We start from the raw sequence: 16,875 nt of genomic DNA on the forward strand, positions 1-16,875 counted from the left end.
CGGCAAGATGCCACACTCTGCTACAAAATAGTCCTGTACTGGCAAAGTTCAGACACTTCCACGGTGTTTACTGAGTACCAAGGCGAAACAGCCTGTACCCGTATCAATCCGACAGGAGTTACCCATGAAAAAGCTGACCAAGACCCTGCTGACCGCCACCCTGATCCTTGGCCTGCCGCTTGGCGCCTACGCCGCCAGCGAAGCTGTCTCCACCGCGCAACCGACCCAGGCCATGGCGACCAACTGCTCCATGGACGGTGCCGGCATGATGGGCGGCAAGCACCATGGCGGCCGTCACGACAAGATGGCCCGCATGCAGAACATGACCCCGGAGCAGATCCAGGCCCACCTGCAGCAGCGCTACGACAAGATTGAAGATCCGGCCAAGAAGGCCGAGTTCGTGAAGAACCTCTCCCTGCGCGCCGACGGCATGACCAAGCACGCGGAAGTGATGAAGCAGTTCGCCGAAGCGAACCAGTAATTCGAAAGCAGCAAAAAGGGGCCCGCGGGCCCCTTTCTTTATACACGTCGTTCAGATTCAGGCCTTGGTCTTGTCGGCCAGGCTCAGGGTCTTCACTGTCTCCCCTTCGAACTTGATCACCACGTTCTTCTGGGCCACTTCGGACTCCTTCAGCAGGGAGGCTGTGGTCTCGGCCAGCAGCGGAGAGGCCTTGTTCAGGGCGCTCAGATCATAGGTCCACACTTCCAGACCGGCTTCGGTCAGGGTGCTGGCCGGTGCGCCCAGCTTCTCCTTGATGGCCTGCTTGTTGGAGCCGCCTTCCTTGATGTCCAGGGCCGTTTTGATCGCCTCGTTGGAGGCGGTGTCCATGGCGCTGCCCGCCATCTCCTTGGCGGTGCTGGTGACGCTGCTGGTCACGGTGTCAGTCAGGGCATCCATCAGGCCAGCGTGGGCAACCAGGGGCAGGGTAGTCAGGGCAATCAGAAGGCACTTCTTCATGAAGATACATCTCGCAGGAATGAAAAGAGCGCGCATGAAACCAGCGGGATGAAATGGCGTCAAGAAAATCCCAACATCAAGTCGTATCCGGGGGGTAAACCCGTCCATCGCCTCCGACCAGTGACGCCGGTCTAGCCGCAGAGCTGATCCTTGCCCGCCAGCTTGGCCCGATAGAGGGCCCGGTCCACCCTCGCCATCAGATGATTCAGGGGCTCGCCAGGGTCTGACTCCACCAGTCCGAAGCTCAGGGTGATGGGCTCCACCCCCTGGACCCTGGCGTAGCCCAGTCGCTGTCGCAACTTTTCAGCGACCTTGTGGGCCTCCCCCAGGCGCGTATTGGGCAGCACCAGCATAAACTCGTCCCCGCCCCAGCGGGCCAGCAGATCGATCTCGCGGATGCAGTCCCGGGTCAGGCGCACTATGTCGATCAGGGTCTGGTCGCCGACCCCGTGACCATAGCGATCGTTGATCTGCTTGAAGTCGTCCACGTCCATGGCGATCACGGCGAAGGGCTCCTTGAAGCGCCTGGCACGCTCATACTCCAGCCTGACGCCGTGCTCCAGCCGATAGCGGCTGGCTGCCCCGGTCAGAGAGTCCGTCTCCGCCAGGCGGCGGTTTTCTTCTACCTGGTGTTGCAGCTCCAGATTGAGCCGCTCCAGCTCGGCGGTGCGCTCCGCCACCAGCTGCTCCAGGGAACGGTTTTGCAGCTCCAGCCTGAGGTAGAGCTCCCGCTGGGCGTGGATGTCCCGGTGCGCCCCTATCATCCTGGCCACGGAACCGTCCGGATTGCGCGCTATGATGCGGCCACAATCCTCAATCCAGATGTAGTCGCCGTTGCGGCAGCGGCAACGGTACTCCACCCGGTAATCAAGCTCGCTTCCGTTCAGATAGGCGTCGAAGCGCGCCATGACCCGCGCCAGATCGTCCGGGTGGATCACGTTCTCCCAGGTCAGGACGGAGTTGTCGAGGGAATGCGGCTCATACCCCAGCATCTGGTACCAGCCGGGATTGCGATAGACGTAGCCGGTGTTGGCATTCCAGTCCCAGATACCATCGCTGACGACCTGCAGAATGCCGTGCACCACGGCCTCGTTGAGATCCGGGATCACGAGCGTGTCATTGTGTTGCAGCATGGGAACCATCCTTGTTCTGCTACGTGGCCACCAGGGTGGGCGGCCCGGTTCCGAATAGTGAATCACGGTGAAAAGGGCAACCTGCCGGCCGGGATCCGTGGTGGCGGTGGAGCCCCTGTGCCCCGCTCATGACAGGGTTATCGGCCCGCCACCATTTGTCTGAATAACAGTAGCAGTCACCCTGCCTCAGGTCTTGGAGGGGAGTCACGCTCCTGCCGCATTTCCTTGCGGCCCGGCTTGCACCAATCGGGTGCACACCTTTGGCGCAGCCCTGCCCACATTGGGCACGCCGCTGGTAGCCGCCATGCGGGAATTAATCAAACACTTGAATAATAAGATAAAAATTCTTGGCCCAATATTTGCCAATACCAATACGTGAGTGAACCACCATGGATTGGGGACATTGCATGAAATTAATCACCGCCATCATCAAACCGTTCAAGCTCGACGACGTGCGCGAAGCCATCGCCAATCTCGGCGTCGAGGGGCTGACGGTCTCCGAGGTCAAGGGGTTTGGCCGCCAGAAGGGGCACACCGAACTCTATCGGGGCGCCGAATACCAGGTGGATTTTCTGCCGAAGGTGAAGCTGGAGATCGGCACCCAGGCCGACAACGTCGAGCCGATCATCGAAGCCATCAGCAAGGCCGCCTACACCGGCAAGATAGGTGACGGCAAGATCTTCGTCTACGACCTGCAGGCCGCCGTGCGCATCCGCACCGGCGAGACCGACGCAGACGCCCTTTGATACGACTGGAACTGAGGAATACGACATGGAAGAGTTGATCAAATCCGTTAGCGAGCTGCGCTATGCACTCGACACCTTCTACCTGCTGATCTCCGGCGTGCTGGTCATGTGGATGGCCGCCGGGTTCGCCATGCTGGAGGCCGGCCTGGTCCGCGCCAAGAACACCACCGAGATCCTGACCAAGAACATCCTGCTCTATGCCATCGCCTGCATCATGTTCCTGCTGGTCGGTTACAACATCATGTACGTGGACAACACCGCCGGCGGCTGGCTGCCGAGCTTCGGCAGCCTGATGGGCAGCCAGGCGGACGACGCGGGCCACTCCCTGCACTCCGACTTCTTCTTCCAGGTGGTCTTCGTGGCGACCGCCACCTCCATCATCTCCGGTGCGGTGGCCGAGCGCATGAAGCTCTGGTCCTTCCTGCTGTTTTGTGTGGTGATGACCGGCTTCATCTACCCCATGGAAGGCTTCTGGACCTGGGGCGGCGGCTTCCTGAAAGAGGCGGGCTTCTCCGACTTCGCGGGCTCCGGCATCGTGCACATGGCAGGCGCCGCCGCTGCCCTCGCCGCCGTGCTGCTGCTCGGCCCCCGTCGTGGCAAATATGGCAAGCAGGGCGAGATCTACCCCATCCCCGGCTCCAACCTGCCGCTGGCGACCCTGGGCACCCTGATCCTGTGGATGGGCTGGTTCGGCTTCAACGGCGGCTCCCAGCTCGCGCTCTCCAGCGCCGCTGACGCCACCGCCATCGGCACCGTCTTCGTCAACACCAACGCCGCCGCGGCCGCCGGTGTGGTCGGCGCCCTGCTGGTCAGCAAGCTCACCTGGGGCAAGGCGGATCTCACCATGATCCTCAACGGCGCCCTCGGCGGCCTGGTCGCCATTACCGCCGACCCGGCCTCCCCCAGCCCGCTGTTCGCCAGCCTGATCGGCGCCCTGGCCGGTGCCCTGGTGGTCTACGCCATCGTCGCCTTCGATCGCATGAAGATCGATGATCCGGTCGGTGCCATCTCGGTACACGGGGTGTGCGGCCTGTTCGGCCTGATGGTGGTGCCCTTCTCCAACGAAAGCACCACCTTCGGTGCCCAGCTGCTGGGTGCCGCCGTCATCTTCGGCTGGGTCTTTGTCGCCGCCCTGGTCGTCTGGAGCCTGCTCAAGGCCACCATGGGCCTGCGCGTCAGCGAAGAGGAAGAGCTGATGGGCGTGGACATGCACGAGTGCGGCATCGATGCCTACCCCGAGTTTGTCAGCGTCAAATCCAGCCTCTGACGAGAGGCGTTGAAGGCGGGGCCGAAGGGAAACCTTCGGCCCCGTTTTTTTGGGCCCTTCAGGCCAGGGGAAATGACGCTGGCGGGCACACCTTGCCGGGGCCAGAGGCACTGGGTGGGATGCCATCGCCCTGTCCGGCTCGTCTGGCCTGTCAGGAAAACACGGCAATACGCCGATGAGCCTATTTCCGCCTGAATGCGGAGGTGAATAAGGCCCACCGCGATAATAGGCGATGCCGCTATTTTTCGGGTAATAAGCAGAGTGGTAAAACAGGGGGCGTTAATAATGGCGCACCCACAAAACTATAAAGAGCGCCTCAATACCTTATTTTATTGCTGGCATGGTCTTGCCGCCGGTCGTCTTCATGGCTGACGCCCATGTCGTTTTTCAACCAGCCGGAGATATCCTCCAGATTGCACTCCCGGGCCAGCCTGGCCTTGCGGGTGAATATATTCATGATCGATTCGATCAGATTGCTTCCTGCCGTTTCCATGATAACCTCGCCTGGATTTCGCCGTTTGACATGGCGTCGAGTGTTATTAATCCGGGCCAGGAAGGCCAACGATGAAAGCTAACCAGACACATAAGCGCAAGTTATACATCGCCCAGATCGGCGCCCTGCACACCTTCGAGGCGGCGGCCCGCCACGGCAGCTACTCCCGCGCCGCCGAGGAGCTCTTCATCACCCAGGCGGCGGTCAGCCAGCAGATCCGGGGGCTGGAGCAGAGTCTGGGGGTCAAGCTGTTTGTCCGCGAGGGGCGCAACATGCGCCTGACCGAGCGGGGCACACGCCTGCTCCCCTGGGTCAGCCAGGGCATGGCGGCGTTCGAACAGGGCATGGCCGCCCTCGAGTGCGAGCCCCTGGCAGGGGTGCTGAACGTCACCGTCAACCCCTCCTTCGCCAGCCGCTGGCTGATGCCGAGGCTCTGGCGCTTCGTCGAGCGCCACCCCGAGGTCGAGGTGCGCCTCAACGCCAACCCCCAGGTGCAGCCCATAGGCCGGGGCGGCATGGATCTGGCGATCCGCTACTGCAACCGGGTCGACCCCGAGATGAGCTCCTGCCTGCTGATCCGGGAGTGCGTCTTTCCGGTCTGCTCGCCGGCCCTGGCCGAGCGGCTGCAGCGTATCGAGGATCTCTACGATACCGTCATCGTCTCCGGGCCCGACTACGCCGGAGTCTCGTGGGAGAAGTGGCTGCAGGAGTCGGGCTATCGGCTCGACCTGAGCCGGATCAAGCGCTTCGAGGTCAACAACAACAGCCTGGCGATCGACATGGTGCTCTCCGGTAAGGGGGTGGCCCTGAGCCGCAACGTGCTGGCGGGGGATCTGATCGCCAGCGGCCTGCTGACCCGCCTCTTCACCAGGAGCTATCACCCCGAGAACGACTACCACCTGATCTGGGATCCCGACTCCCCCCGACTGACCCGGATCTGCTGCTTTACCGACTGGCTCAAGGAGGAGGTCGCCCAGGGCCCCGGCTGCCAGCCGGATAACTTGCGGGAGAAAGGGTCAGGATGAGGGGAAAAGAGATTTCGCAGTAAACATTGAGCTTCACAGGCATAATAATCACCAATTAAATCGGTTGGTAAAATGGTGTTGAACCTGCGAATTCCAGCAGGCGAGATGAGCTTTCCAAGCAACATGTATCAAATTTTCTGACCGCTATATCAAAACCATGACAAGCCTCATATGTCACCCTAGCAAAAGGTGATAAGTTGTTTTTCTTATCAACCCAGAGGGCTTCAATGTGACATACATGGACTTTAGTAACAGTCAGTTTATGACTTCATTATCAGAGCGGTCTGACCTTGAGGTATATGGCAAGTTAAAAGGAGCTATTTATGCTATTGAGCTATTTACTGGAACAGACGATATCCATACAAATATACAAGATGCAATAACAGAAGGACCTGACGATGAAAAAATTGATATTTTATATGTAGACAGGGAGCGAAAATCAATACTTATAATTCAATCTTATTTTTCTGAAGCCTTCAGGCAAGAAGGAGCCAAGCCTAATAAAGCTAGTGATGTAGCCTACGCGACCGTTGTATTATTAAATAAAAACATAACTGATATACCAGCAAGAATAAGATACCAAGTACAGGATGCGAGAGATGCTCTTGAGGAAGGGTTGATAGAAAACATCTATATTTGGTTCTTACATAACTGCCCAGAAACTATTGATTGTGAACGTCCACTTAAAGGAATTTCAGATTCTATAAATTCTAGTTTAAATGACAAATACCCTGGTAAGAGATTTCACATTGTTACTAAACAACTTGGCTTAGAAAGTCTGGATGAATTATACAGTACGAAGCAGCAACCAATCATCATTACTGATGACATAATATTTGATGAAGGTCTGCCTGGGTTTATTGAAACAAAAAGTGGAGACTGGACATCATTCTCCACAAGTATACAAGGCTCGAAATTAAAAGGACTCTATGATAAATACACAGAGGATAAACTATTTAGTGCTAATGTGCGCTCATATTTAGGAGCAAACAAAAAAGATAAGTATATAAATGGCCAAATAGTTGAAAGTGTCAAGAGTGATGCTGACGATTTCTTTGTTCTAAATAATGGAATCACCGCACTTGTACATGATTTATATATAGATAAGTTTGATGGCAATAATGTCCTTGGTATATTGCGTGGTATAAAGGGTATTTCAATTGTAAATGGCGCCCAGACAACCGGCTGTATATCCAATGCAGATGGTATAATTAGCGAGACACTAAAAGTAGGTGTTCGCTTTGTGAAAACAAGTACCAACAAGCGAATTGGCGCAATAACAAAAGCCAATAATTCTCAAAATAAAGTGATTTCATCAGATTTTAGGTCTGGCGACCAAATACAAAAAAGACTGCGAATTGAGTTCAATAGAATCCCGGATGCTGTATACATGGGAGGGCTAAGAAAAGAGCTAACGCCTGATGAAAAAAGAAAATTAATGCCCGCAGACTCCGTTGCCCAAGTACTACTAGCCTTCCATGGACATCCGAGAGATAGCTACCATGAGAAGAGTAATATCTGGGATTCGGCACAGTTATATGCCGATGCATTTAATGACTCAATTACAGCCAAACATATCTTTTTTGTCTATACCCTTTATGAAGCTATAATTAAGCATAGGGAGGAATTAAGAGAAGAGATGCGAGATGGGACATTAACAGATAGAAACAAAGAAAAACTCGCATTTCTGATAAAACCTGGAGCCCCCTTCCTCGTCGTCAAGGCAGTATCATCGATTATGGAAGATATATGTGGGCAACGAATACCTAATTTTTATACCATTGGTTTTAATAAAGAGTTAAATCGACAAGGCTGCATCGAGTTATGGAAGGCCATTGTAATCAGGGTTACATCTAGACACATAACACTAGGTCCGGCAGCAGATGGAAGATTATCCAAAAAAGATATTATAGACAGCCAGATTCGGGCTTTTGCACAAGATATGGGAACATTCGAAGACCAACACGAAGAATGGTTCTCCAGTTTTAGAAACAATATCTCTTATACATAACATTGAAATCTGGCTCCTTTCCTATAAAGGAGCCAGATAACACTTCCTGACATGATTAATTATTACTAAAGGCAGAGTAATATTGATGTATATTAATTTGCCGTAAATTTAAATCCCCCCCAACCTCTGTGCCAATCCTGAATAACGCTCGGTCTTTTTCCTGACCGCCTGTGCCAGCAGGGCGCGATCGCCGTAGAGATCGAGGCGGGCCTTGGCGCGGGTGATGCCGGTATAGACCAGCTCGCGGGTCAGCAACGGGCTGGGGCTGTCGGGCAGTACCAGCACGGTATGGGCAAACTCCGAGCCCTGGGATTTGTGGATGGTCATGGCATAGACGGTCTCGTGGGGCGGCAGCCGGCTGGGCAACAGGGCCCGCAGGGTGCCGTCCGGCTGCTCGAACCAGACCTTGAGCCGCCCGCTTTCATCGGGCAGGCAGAGCCCCATATCGCCGTTGTAGAGGCCGACCCCGTGATCGTTGCGCACCACCATCACCGGGCGACCCGCATACCAGTCACCATCGCGGGCAATCAGCCCCGCCCGTGACAGGGCCAGTTCGAGCCGCTCGTTGAGCCCCTCGACCCCGAACGGGCCGTCGCGCAGGGCGCAGAGGATCTGGAAGCCGTTGAATGCCTTGAATACGGCGGCGGGCTCCTCCCCCGCGCGGGCCGCCTTCAGATAGCTGCCGTAACCGGCTACCCCCTGGGCAATCAGGGCGTCGTAGGCCTCCCCCGCCCAGGGGTGCAGGCTGATATCCGTAAAACCCATGCCCCAGACAGCCTCCACCGCCGCCGCATCGCCGCCGTTGCAGGCGCGCGCCAGCTGGCCTATGCCCGAATACTGATCGAAGCGCCAGCTTTTGGAGAGCAAACAGAGGCTGTCACGCACCGGGGCCCCAGCAGGCGTGCCCCGCAAGCGGTAGCCGGTCTGGCGGGAGAGCCAATCCGCCTGGGCGGGGCTGATGCCCTGTTCGATAAAGCTGCAGATATCGCCGAGCACGGCCCCCGCCTCCACCGAGGCGAGCTGATCCTTGTCGCCGAGCAGGATCAGGCGAGCGTGGCTCGGCAGCGCATCGAGCAGGCGCGCCATCATCGGCAGATCGACCATGGAGGCCTCATCCACCACCAGCAGGTCGAGGTGCAGCGGGTTGCCTTTGTGATGGCGGAACTGGCTGCGCCCCGGGATCACCCCGAGCAGCCGGTGCAAGGTGCCCGCCTCGGTGGGGATGGCTTCCACCCACTCGGGGGGCAAGTCCAGCGCCTGCAGGGCAGCGCCGATACTCTCGGTCAGACGCGCCGCCGCCTTGCCGGTGGGGGCCACCAGCCGGATCGCCGGGGCCTTGCCCGCTTGCAGACCGGTCTCCACCAGAATGGCCAGCAGCTTGGCGACCGTGGTGGTCTTGCCGGTGCCGGGGCCGCCGGAAATGACCGCAAAGGGGCGCGCCGCGGCGGTGGCCGCCGCCAGCTTCTGGCCGTTGCAGCAGAGCGACTCGGGCACCAGCGCATCCAGTTTGCTCAGGTCGTTTGCAGCCTGGGCGCTGGCCAGCAGCCCTTCGATGGCGGGCCACTCCACCTCGCTTGGGAACACCAGATCCAGGTACTTCTCGATAAAGTGGCGGGCCGAGAAGTCGGGGGCGAGGCGGGCCTTGAGCAGGGCCCCGAACACCAGGCCATAGTCGCGGGCAAAGAGGCGCGACAGGGCCGGGGCAATCTCGGGCCATTCGGCCCTCTCGCTTAACGCACGCAGATGGCGGGCCACCCCTTGCTCGTGATCGTGGTAACGGGTGAGGTAGAGACGGCCGTGCCAGAGCCGCAGCGGCCAGCGCGGGGTTTGCCCCTCATCCTGTTCGGAGCCAGCTCTTTGTTCACAACCAACGAGGGGACTTGCCGCAAACAGGGCGGGCCAGCTCGCCGGATCCGCCAGATCGGCCAGCAGATCCCGGCCCTGATCCGGATCCAGCCCGAACGGGCGCAGGGATCCGGCCGTCAACATTTCAAGCGGCAGACAGACATGGCCGCGCCCCAGTTCGAAGCAGGCGAGCGCCGCCCCCAGCACCAGCTCGGGGCCGCCGCCCAGATCGGCCACCAGCTTGGCAAATTGCAGATCCAGCTGGCGGATGCGCCCCGCCAGCGCCAGGGCCTTGAGCCGTTCGATCATCATTGCGCGCTTCATGCTTCTACCCCGTTATCCGAAACTTGTGCGAGGGCGGGCGTAGCCCCCTCGCTAAACAGCCGATCCAGCCCCTGCACCAGCTCGCGGCTGGGGCGGGTATGGAAGATCCCCCCCTGTGGCATGCCGCGCAGGAACAGATAGAAGACGCCGCCAAAGTGCTGATCGAAGTCGTAACCCGGCAGACGCAGGGAAAGCAGCCGGTGCAGCGCCAGGGAGTAAAGCTGGTATTGCAGATCGTAGCGATGCTCCACCATGGCCTGCTCCAGCGCCGGCCGGCTGTAGTCGACCGGGCTCATGCCGAGGTGGTTGGATTTGTAGTCGAGCAGATACCAGCGCCCCTGCCACTCGAACACCAGGTCGATAAAGCCCTTGAGCATCCCCTGCACGGTGGCAAAGCTGAGGGGCTTGTTGCCCCGCGACAGCGGGTCGTGCTGCTGGCAGAGCGCGGTCAGCGCCGGCGCCGTCACCCGCCCCATGGGCAGGAAGAACTCCAGCTCCACCTGCTTGCGCTCGGGGGCCAGATCCCGCAGCCGCACCGACTCGCCAAAGCCCGTTTCAAGCGGCGTATCCAGTACCGCCTCCACCTGCTGTTGCAGCACTTGGGCCCAGCTCTCGTCGAAGCCATCTTGCGCCAGCAGGGTGGCGATATGCTGTGCCAGCGAGTCGCCTGCGGCACTCTCAAAGTCGATGGTCTCGAACAGGCTGTGCAGCAGGGTGCCGGGGCGCGCCCCCTTCGGGAAGGTGAAGATGGAGGGCTGGGGCGCCTGCACTGGCTCTTCGGCAGCCAGCGCGGCCGCCTCGGTGACCACCTCGTCATCGAAGCCGGGATTGGCCAGCACCCCCTTGCTGTGACCGTGGCCCTGGGCCGCCAGCCCGGAGTAGGAGCTGATCCACCAGTCCCGCTCAAGGGTGCCGCCAAAGCGGCGCACCTGGGGCTCGCCCAGTTGCTCCTCTTCTGGTGGCAGCGGAGCCGGGCGGGTGAGCGAGGGCTCACCGACGGCTACCCCTGGCAGCGCCTGGGCAAGTTCACTGAGGGCGGTGGCCAGGGTCGCGGCGTTCCCCTCTTCGCCCTTTTGCAGCAGGTAGCCGATGGCGGTCTGGTGCAGGTCAGTCTTCTCCGACTTGCCGTTGCCGGAGCGCACCGGCGCCAGCCCCAGCCAGGTGGCGTAGACGCCCCGGGTCAGCGCCACGTAGAGCAGGCGCAGATCCTCGGCGAGGCGCTCCTTGTCGGCCTCTGCGAGAGAATCCTCGGCGCCGGTGAGATCGAGGATGGTGCGATTGCCCGCCTCATCGGCCTCGTGATAGAGGGGGGTATCGGCGCTGCGGTGGCTGCAGATAAAGGGGAGGAACACCAGCGGGTACTCCAGCCCCTTGGATTTGTGGATGGTGACGATCTGCACCAGTTTTCGCTCGGACTCCAGGCGAAGTATCTGCTCCGCATCCTGGCCGCTCTGGCGGTTCACCGCCTCCCCCAGCCAGCGCAGCAGGGCGTATTCGCCGTCCAGCTCGCTGCTCACCTGCTGCAAGAGCTCCCCCAGATGGAGGAAGTTGGTCAGCCGCCGCTCGCCGTAGGGGCTCGCCAAAAGCGATGCGGCGAGATTGCGCCGGTGCAGCAGGGCCCGCAGCATGGCCAGCACGCCGCGCTTGTGCCAGACCTTTCGGTACTCCATAAACTCCTGCACCGCGCTCTCCCAGGCCCGCTCGTCACTGGCAAGCTCGTCGAGGGCCTTGGCGTCGAGATCGAACAGGCCGGTGGCGAGGGCAGCCCGCAAACTTCTCTCCTCGCTCGGGTTCTGGCAGGCGTGCAGAATGAGCAGGATCTCCCGCGCCTCCACCTGCTCCAGCACGCTCTCGCGATTCGACAGATAAACCGAGGCGATGGCGAGCCGTGCCAGCTCCTGCTGCACCAGCTTGCCCTCGGCGCCGGTGCGCACCAGCACGGCGATATCCCCGGCCTTGACCGGTGTCTCGCCGATCAGCGCCTTGCCCTCCCGGGCCAGGGTCAGCAGGCGGTGGATCTCCGCCGCCGTGGCGCGGGCCATCTTGCTCTGGTAGTCCCCCCGGTTGAAGATGGGCTGGCCGCTTAGCTGCCAGCAGTGCAGCACGGGGGCGGTTTCACCCTCCAGCAGTAGCGCCTTGCTCTTGCCCTGCGCCTCCACCGGCAGGAAGGGGATGTCCGCCTCGTAGATAAAGGGATCTTTGGCCCGCTCGAACAGGCCGTTGACCGCGGCCACCAAAGCGCCGCTGGAGCGCCAGTTGCGCCCCAGGGTGTAGTGGGCGCTCACATTTCGCCGCGCCTGAATGTAGGTGAAGATGTCGGCGCCGCGAAAGCCATAGATGGCCTGCTTGGGGTCACCGATCATCAATAGCGCCGTGTCCTGGAGGCCGCTGTACAGCCGATGGAAGATGCGGTACTGCTGGGGGTCGGTATCCTGGAATTCATCGATCATGGCGACCCGGTAGGTGGCACGAATGCGCTCGCAGAGCCGCTCGCCCAGGCTGGAGCCCAGCGCCCCGTCAAGGTCTTTGAGCAGATCGTCGAACGAGAGCTGATGGGCCTGCCGCTTGCTGGCCTGCATCCGGCTGCGCACCACCACGGCGGCCCGCTGCAGGATAAGATCGCGGATGCCGGGACGGCTCGCCAGCAGCGCGTCGATCTCGCTGAACAGCGGCAGGGTGGGCAGCTCGCCCCCCTTCTTGAGGTTCGCCTCCAGCACCGTCTGGCCGAAGCGCTCCAGCTCCTTGGGAATCGCATAGCCGCTGGCCTCATCTTGCGCCCAGTCGGCTATCTTGGCGAGCCACCCCTCGTAGTTCTTGCCGGTGTAGCGGCTGATATGGCCATCGGTCTGGCGGCGGATCTCGTCCACCTGCGCCAGCCAGGCCGCTTTCACCGCCTCGATACGGGCCATGGCCGCCTGATGGCGGGCCGCCAGGCTCTCGTCCCCCACCGGCGGGCGCATCTCCAGCTCGCTGTTGTCGAGCCAGCCGTTCATCTCCCGCAGCAGGGCGGCGGGGCTTGGCCAGAGCGCGCGCACGGCGCTCGCCAGGGTTTTATCCACCGGATAGAACTCGGATCGCCAGTAGTCGCTCACCGCCTGCAGCCTGAGCTGGCTGTCGTCGGTGAGAAATTCGGTTTCGAAGAGGGCACCTGACTCGAAGGCGTTCTGTTTCAGCATCCGCTGGCAGAAGCCGTGGATGGTGAAGACGGCCGCCTCGTCCATCTGCCGCTCGGCGGCCAGCAGGCGGCGGGCCGCCAGTGCGTGATCCTCCACCTCCGCCAGCAGTTGGGCCAGCAAGGCGTCCTTGCTCTCACCACGCATAAAGGCGAGGCGCGCCTCGTGGATGCGGCCACGGATCCGCCCGCGCAGCTCGGCAGTGGCCGCCTCGGTAAAGGTCACCACCAGGATCTCGGTCACCGACAGGGGCCGCTCGTGAGCGCTGGGCTGGCCGGCGTCTTCGCCTTCTTCGATGAGCGGACCGTGACCCAGCAAGAGGCGCAGATAGAGGCCGGCGATGGTGTAGGTCTTGCCGGTGCCGGCAGAGGCCTCGATCAGCCGCTCGCCATGGAGGGGAAAACGCAGGGTATTGAGCGGGTTAACCATGATTACATCATCTCCATGGTGGTCAGCAGCGGGGTCAGGTGTTCCCGGGCCAGCGCCTGCAGCTGGGCCAGCACCTCGTCATCGAGTTCCGGGAAGCAGCGGGCGACATAGACGTCCTGCCCCTCCCCCGTCACCATGTAGCCGCCGTTGAAGCGGGCGAGGGCCGCCTTGTCGGCCGCCTCCGGTTTCTCCGGATCCTTCTCGATCTCCTTGATCCACTCCCAGGCGGTGCTCGGGAAAAACGGCAGCGGCCGCTTCATCCCCTGGGTCCAGAGGGCGACCAGGGCCGCCAGTCTGGGGCGGGCTTCGTCTGCCGGGAGCCTGGCCAGGCGCAGGCTCTGCTTGGCGTCGAACAGCAGGGTGTCGCCGGGGGCGCCGCTCAGGGAGAGGCAAAGGTGCTGGATCCAGCCCAGCAGCAGATCCTTGCCGTTGAAGCTGCCCGGTTTGATTACCAGCAAACGCCCCTTCTGGGTGTCGATCCACCCCTGCAACTGGCCCTGGGTCAGGGAGATATCGATCTCCACCGCCTGTTTGTCCGCCTCATTGACCGCCACCCAGGGACGCAGGCGCGCCGCCAGCTTGCCCATCTCGGCATCCAGATCATCCAGCAGCAGGCTGCCGAACCAGCCCTGGGGCAGCAGGCCGGAGAGCTGCAGGCGCTGGCGACGCGTGCTCACGCTATCGCTTCGCTCCGGGCTCTCCCCCTCTGCCAGATGGGCATCGAGCAGCAGCGCCTTGAGCTGGTAGTGCTGCAGGCCGTCCAACTCGAACGGTTCGCTGTCCTCTATCTCGGCCTCGTCCAGCTCGAACCACACCTTGAGGCGGCGGTTGAGGAAATACTTGGCGGGCTGGCGATAGAAGCGCAGCAGCTCCGCCAGCTCCAGCCCCTGATCCTTGCCCCATTCGGGTGGCAGCGGCAACTCGCCGCTCTGGAAGTTGGCGGCACCGCGCTGCGGGCTCAGGGCCGGCAGCCAGTCGGCGGCATAGGTGAAGAGACCGGAATCCGCCTCCGGATAGAAGTAGCTGCGGCTGTAGGGGGTGAGCGGGTGTTCGACGATCAGGTGCTCGAGCAGCCGCTTGCCGGACGTCTCGTCATCGAGGCCCTCATCCCCCGCCAGCACGAAGCCCTGGCGCACATAGTCGATGAGTTCGGCCAGCAGCACGGAGGGCACCTTCTCGCTGTTGTCCTGGGCACTGAAACCCTGATAGCTGATATAGAGCCCCTGCTGGGCGCTGAGCAGCGCCTCGAGGAAGAGGTAGCGGTCGTCGTCACGACGGGAACGATCCCCGCGCCGGCCGGCCACCGCCATCAGGTCGAACCCCATGGGGGGCAGGGTGCGCGGGTAGACGCCGTCGTTCATGCCGAGCAGACAGACCTGCCGGAAGGGGATGGAGCGCATCGGCATCAGGGTGCAGAAGTTGACCTGACCGGCGAGGAAGCGCTGGCTGGAGCGTGATTCCCCCAGCACGCTGCCAAGATAGTCCTGTAGCAGATCCGCGCTGATGGGTTGCTCGAAGCGGGCCTCGCCGAGCTGGACGAGCCAGTCCGCCAGCTGGCTGCGAATAAGCTGCAGCTGGCGCTCTTCATCCTCGTCGGCCTGATAGAAGCGCTCCAGCAGTTCGTTGAGGCAGGCGATCCACTCGGGCAGCGACTGCGCCTGTTGCAGGCGGGGCAGAAATTCCGCCAGGGAGTCGACGAACCAGGCGAGCTTGCCGAGGGCCAGCCCCTGCTGCCCCTCGATATCGGCATAGGGCAGGATCCCTGCCACCGGCTCGCCGTCCCCCATGGCAAAACCGAGCAGCATGCGGCGCAGGCCGAACAGCCAGCTGTTGCCAGAGAGGCGCGGCAGATCGAAGCGCTCGGGATAGCCGTCATCCAGCCCCCAGCGGATACCGGTCTCCTGCACCCAGCGCCGCAACTGGTTGAACTCGTCGTCATCGAGCTCGAAGCGGCGCAGCACGGCGGGCACCTCGAGGATGGCGAGCAGCTCGCCGGCTCCCAGCCGGGCGTTGGGGAGTCTGAGCAGGGCGAGGAAGCTCTGCAGCAGCGGGCTCTCCTGACTGGCCGCCCGATCCGACACCGCGAAGGGGATCTGGCCTCTCGCCCCGAACACCGCCTGGATATAGGGGCCGTAGCTGTTTACATCCGGCATCATCACCACCACGTCTTTCGGGGTGAGGGTGGAGTCTTGCTCGAACAGCGCCAGCAGCCGGTCGTGCAGCACCTCGAGCTCCCGCATCGGGCCGTGACAGGCGTGGATCTGCAGGGATCCATCGGCCGGTTCTATGGGGCTCTTGTGATGGCTGCTGTCGAGATCGAACTGACCGGCCCCCCGTTCGGCCAGCTCCAGCACATCCTTCTGGATGGCGCGCAGCAAGCTGGTGTCGTCGATATCGACGAAGGCCTCGATTTGCGGCACCTCCAGCTCCATCAGCTGGTGCAGGTAGTCGCGCCCCAGCTTGCCCATGGAGGCGAGCAGCGGGTTGGCGGGGCCCTGCAGGGTGTCGAGATCGGTACCCGGCTTGAGCTTGTTTTCGAGGCGCGCCAGGGTCTTGCGATCGAGCAGATCCCCCCAGTAGTAGCGGCAGGGGTTGGTGACGAACAAATGCACCTCCACCTCATCCCGGCTGCCGAGGGCCAGCAGCGCCTCCACGTAGCGCGGCGGCAGCGCCGAGATGCCGAACACGAAGACCCGACGGGGCAGCGTGCCCGGCAGCTCGGCTGTGCGCTCCAGCTCGTGGATAAACTCCTCGTAGAGGTTGGCGCGATGGTAGCCGCTGGGAGCGAGCGCCAGGGTGCGGGCCACCAGCTCGCGCCACAGCTCGGGCTGCCAATCCTGGCCGCTTACTCCGGCCAGCTCCTGGCTCCCTGTTCCGACAAGTCCTTCCCCCTGTTCCCAGCGGGCAATCCAGTCCGGCCGATAGACCAGATACTGGTCGAACAGATCCGCTACCTTCTGGCAGAGCTGCCACAGCCGTACCTGTTCCGGCGCCTTGGCGGGATCCTGGGCAGGATCCACGTCTTCCCCACTCCCCAGATAGGCAGCCAGCGGTGCAAAGGCGGGGCGGTCGAGCAGGGCGGGCAAGATGGTCATCAGCTGCCAGCTCATGGAACCCTTGTTGTAGGGACTCTGGCGTGGCACGTCCGCCAGCACCCGCGTAAACATTTCCCAGATAAAGCTGGCGGGCAGGGGAAAGTCGATATTGGCGGCGATGCCGAAGGCCTTGGCCAGCTCCAGCTTGAGCCACTGGGCCATGCCGGGGCTCTGCACCAGGATCTGTTCCCGCTCGAAAGGGTGAGAGAGAGGCGCCTGCCGGATGCGGCTCACCAGCAACTCTTTGAGCAGATCCAGCTGATTGGAGTGGTAGAGGGTGAACATGAGCAACTCCCGCCGATGCAAAGGGGTGAGCGCGGGAAAATTCCAGGGATTCCCGCCACTTCAACAAGAATCGGGATTGTCGGGGATCGGG

At 61.4% G+C, this 16,875-nt stretch carries 11 protein-coding genes; 5 read left to right on the plus strand and 6 right to left on the minus strand.

All coding sequences use genetic code 11. From position 1 onward, the window contains the following. Window positions 1-124: 124 nt before the first annotated feature. Complete coding sequence (locus BN1136_RS15745; RefSeq protein ID WP_043762589.1) at window positions 125-481, plus strand: hypothetical protein; 357 nt, start codon at window positions 125-127, stop codon at window positions 479-481. Between the two features lie 57 nt (window positions 482-538). Here the strand turns inward: BN1136_RS15745 and BN1136_RS15750 are convergent, their stop codons facing one another. Next, entirely contained in the window at window positions 539-958 is a 420-nt protein-coding gene (locus BN1136_RS15750) for a hypothetical protein (protein ID WP_043762588.1), read from the minus strand. Between the two features lie 131 nt (window positions 959-1,089). Next, window positions 1,090-2,091: a sensor domain-containing diguanylate cyclase gene (locus tag BN1136_RS15755; RefSeq protein ID WP_043762586.1), complete on the minus strand. Its 1,002-nt coding sequence runs from the start codon at window positions 2,089-2,091 to the stop codon at window positions 1,090-1,092. A 407-nt stretch (window positions 2,092-2,498) separates the two neighbouring features. On the opposite strand from BN1136_RS15755, the gene glnK reads away from it, so the two are divergent. Both glnK and BN1136_RS15765 read left to right on the plus strand, forming a co-directional pair. Then, window positions 2,499-2,837 carry a P-II family nitrogen regulator gene (gene glnK / locus BN1136_RS15760; RefSeq protein ID WP_043762585.1) on the plus strand — a complete coding sequence of 113 codons (339 nt, stop codon included), beginning with the start codon at window positions 2,499-2,501 and terminating at the stop codon, window positions 2,835-2,837. A gap of 25 nt (window positions 2,838-2,862) precedes the next feature. Next, window positions 2,863-4,104, plus strand: a complete 1,242-nt coding sequence (locus tag BN1136_RS15765; RefSeq protein WP_043762584.1) for an ammonium transporter — start codon at window positions 2,863-2,865, stop codon at window positions 4,102-4,104. 316 nt (window positions 4,105-4,420) lie between these two features. Here the strand turns inward: BN1136_RS15765 and BN1136_RS20435 are convergent, their stop codons facing one another. Next, the gene (locus BN1136_RS20435) at window positions 4,421-4,597 is read right to left on the minus strand and encodes a hypothetical protein (protein WP_167332238.1); all 177 of its coding nucleotides are present in this window, start codon (window positions 4,595-4,597) and stop codon (window positions 4,421-4,423) included. A gap of 71 nt (window positions 4,598-4,668) precedes the next feature. Between BN1136_RS20435 and BN1136_RS15770 the strand changes: the two genes are divergently transcribed. Next, on the plus strand, window positions 4,669-5,622 hold the full coding sequence (locus tag BN1136_RS15770) for a LysR substrate-binding domain-containing protein (protein ID WP_052365699.1): 954 nt from the start codon (window positions 4,669-4,671) through the stop codon (window positions 5,620-5,622). A gap of 238 nt (window positions 5,623-5,860) precedes the next feature. Then, window positions 5,861-7,633 carry an AIPR family protein gene (locus BN1136_RS20000; RefSeq protein ID WP_081843836.1) on the plus strand — a complete coding sequence of 591 codons (1,773 nt, stop codon included), beginning with the start codon at window positions 5,861-5,863 and terminating at the stop codon, window positions 7,631-7,633. 108 nt (window positions 7,634-7,741) lie between these two features. Here the strand turns inward: BN1136_RS20000 and recD are convergent, their stop codons facing one another. The 3 genes from recD to recC are packed head-to-tail and all read right to left on the minus strand — an operon-like array spanning window position 7,742 to window position 16,784. Beyond that, window positions 7,742-9,802 carry an exodeoxyribonuclease V subunit alpha gene (gene recD, locus BN1136_RS15775; RefSeq protein ID WP_043808883.1) on the minus strand — a complete coding sequence of 687 codons (2,061 nt, stop codon included), beginning with the start codon at window positions 9,800-9,802 and terminating at the stop codon, window positions 7,742-7,744. Continuing rightward, window positions 9,799-13,404: an exodeoxyribonuclease V subunit beta gene (gene recB, locus BN1136_RS15780; RefSeq protein ID WP_043808885.1), complete on the minus strand. Its 3,606-nt coding sequence runs from the start codon at window positions 13,402-13,404 to the stop codon at window positions 9,799-9,801. The genes recD and recB overlap by 4 nt, the downstream gene beginning before the upstream one ends. 2 nt (window positions 13,405-13,406) lie before the next feature. Beyond that, on the minus strand, window positions 13,407-16,784 hold the full coding sequence (gene recC / locus BN1136_RS15785; RefSeq protein ID WP_043762583.1) for an exodeoxyribonuclease V subunit gamma: 3,378 nt from the start codon (window positions 16,782-16,784) through the stop codon (window positions 13,407-13,409). Window positions 16,785-16,875: the final 91 nt, after the last annotated feature.

The sequence above is a fragment of the Aeromonas taiwanensis genome (assembly GCF_000820165.1).
Taxonomy (GTDB): Bacteria; Pseudomonadota; Gammaproteobacteria; order Enterobacterales; family Aeromonadaceae; genus Aeromonas; species Aeromonas taiwanensis.